This window comes from Shimia gijangensis, from assembly GCF_900142085.1.
Taxonomy (GTDB): domain Bacteria; phylum Pseudomonadota; class Alphaproteobacteria; order Rhodobacterales; family Rhodobacteraceae; genus Shimia; species Shimia gijangensis.
In genome coordinates this window covers 1-2,183 of record NZ_FQZQ01000059.1, presented here as the reverse complement: position 1 = coordinate 2,183, position 2,183 = coordinate 1, and the positions used below count along the sequence as shown (strand labels likewise).

The window sequence follows — 2,183 nt, the reverse complement described above, 5'->3', positions numbered from 1 at the left end:
CCACGACCCGCGTGTCGATCAACAGGCCGGATACATATGAGCGACTTCCGAAAGCGTGCAAGAAATCATTTGCGAACAGCAGCCGGTACATACATAAGGGCCGATTGCTATGAATGATCTCATCGGCTCGAAGAGGAGCATTGTCCGCATAACTGACACTCGAGCGAGGCGCAGCAAACTCCCGGTTTCCGCCCACTGCGAAGAATCCTGCGCTAAGAAGCAAAGTCTGGCTTAAGCTCAACCTGATGTTCGCCGCGATGCACTCCAAGGGCAGCTTTGGGCCAGCTGCTGCCATTTAAGAATAAGTCGCTCGGGCATGTTGCGCTTCGGAATTTGACATTATCGTCAGAAATGCCGACGGCATTGCATGAGTTTTCGCTGTGTCCCGATCTCACACATTTTTGTCCCAGCACCAAAATCACTCTGCCGCAGGTTCCCCTAAATTCAATAACAGAAGGCGGCCACTACGGGACGCCACGTCAGAAAAGGTTGGAACCATGACACACAAACACACAAACAAAGTTCTCGCAACATTCGTCGCAACCCTCACAGCATTGAGCCTGGTGGCCGTACCTGCCGATGCCGGCAACCACGTCGCCAAGCAAGCCGCCAAAGGCGCCGTTGTCGGAGCAGTCGCCGCCGAAGCGACAGGTGGCGACGCAGCCCAAGGCGCGGCCACCGGGGCAGCTGTTGGTGCCGTCGTTGGCGCCGTTCAAAGGAACGACTTCGAGGACCACCACGGTTATCACAACAACGGCAATGGCCACGGCAAAGTCAACAAAGCGAACGGCAAGGGGCATTACAAAAATGGTGGCAAGCGTCGTCGCTGATAGAACGCGCCGGATCGGTTAATCCCTTCCAACCGACACCAGATTGCTCTGGTGCTCTGCTTCAAACCCGATGAGCTTTGCGCTTGTCGGGTTTGTTGCGTGCACTCCTTGCATGCTCTTCGCCACGAACAGGCGCTAATAGGCTGCACTGTGGGATCCTACTGGCCTTTAACGTAATCACCTCAAATGTCAGCAAAGAGCCGAGAGTTGTCGTTGGCCGCTCAACGATCAATGGCGGCTTTGTCCCGCTCAGCCGACCTTCAAGGTCACCACGCACAGATATTCCCAACAAAAACCATCAGATGACGGCTGCGAGCCCAGAGCGGCGGTCTTAGAGGCTGAGCCCTCCATCAACCCTCAACACTTGACCGGTCGTAAATGTGTTTGACGCGATGGAGACAATGGCTTGCGCGATTTCCTCAGGTTGACCGACACGCTCAAGCGGAGCCTGTTTTGCAAAATGGTCAAAGACTGCCTGCTTCTTCTCATCCCCAAGTCCATTCCAGGGTGGTGTATCAGTGACGCCAGGTGCAACAAGGTTGACACGGATTGGGGCCATTGCTTTCGCCAAGCTTGGAATCATTGAGGCTATTGCCCCGTGGACAGCCGCCAACCCAACTCCGTCACCAGCAGCATGATGGGCCCTAGCTGCGCCAAGGATAACCATTGCACCAGACATCGCCAGATGCTTGCGCCCGCATTGCACCGAGTTCCAAACCGGTAAGACCTTCTGTTCAAAACCCTTTTTCAAGCCGTCAAAGCCCAATTGATCCAATGTTCCTGCGCCCGCACCGGCACCAACGGAAATCACCAGCACCTGCAAGTCTTGGACTCGGGAAAGCGTCTCGTCCAACTTCGACGGGTCCGAAGCATCGACACGGCTTCCCATTGCGCCGGAACCCAGACCGGCTAGCGCTGAATTCAAACGTTCCTCGCTGCGGCCAAAAATGGCAACCTGCTTACCTCGTTCGCGCCAAAGGTGTGCGCAGGCCAGCCCAATTCCGGATGTCCCACCAATAATTGCAACTGTCAAAGCAATCCTCCTTCGTTGCAGACGAACATTCGACGTTCAGCTTAGGCTTGGACAAATGCAATCGCAACTTTTACACGACGCCGCACTTCTGGCCCGCAGCATCCAACAGCAGTTTTGTCCGCAATGAAGACATCCAAATTCGATAAAATCGAATGGCCGCAGCGAATGTCGGCAATGCGGGCTGCAACCGCGGCATTCATGATTGACGTCGAACGGCAGATAAGGGCCGATTCTGTGGAAAAACAACGTGTTGCTGGCGCAGAAAGTGGTGTCAGTTTCAGAGCGCAAGCGCCTTTCCTTTCAGGCTTTACCCGTTTGCT

2 protein-coding genes are annotated in these 2,183 nt (G+C 54.9%); one reads left to right on the top strand and one right to left on the bottom strand.

The window, feature by feature from the left end; genetic code table 11:
• The first annotated feature begins 497 nt into the window (after nt 1–497).
• Complete coding sequence (locus BUC32_RS19940; protein ID WP_073257374.1) at nt 498–830, top strand: YMGG-like glycine zipper-containing protein; 333 nt, start codon at nt 498–500, stop codon at nt 828–830.
• 331 nt (nt 831–1,161) lie between these two features.
• On the opposite strand, the gene BUC32_RS19935 is transcribed toward BUC32_RS19940, so the two are convergent.
• Nucleotides 1,162–1,863, bottom strand: coding sequence for an SDR family oxidoreductase (locus BUC32_RS19935; RefSeq protein ID WP_175556983.1), 702 nt, complete (start codon nt 1,861–1,863; stop codon nt 1,162–1,164).
• Nucleotides 1,864–2,183 lie beyond the last annotated feature (320 nt).

What these genes read in the sequence shown, in the direction of transcription:
- BUC32_RS19940 (WP_073257374.1), top strand. Translation starts at nt 498, where the DNA reads ATGACACACAAACACACAAACAAAGTTCTCGCAACATTCGTCGCAACC.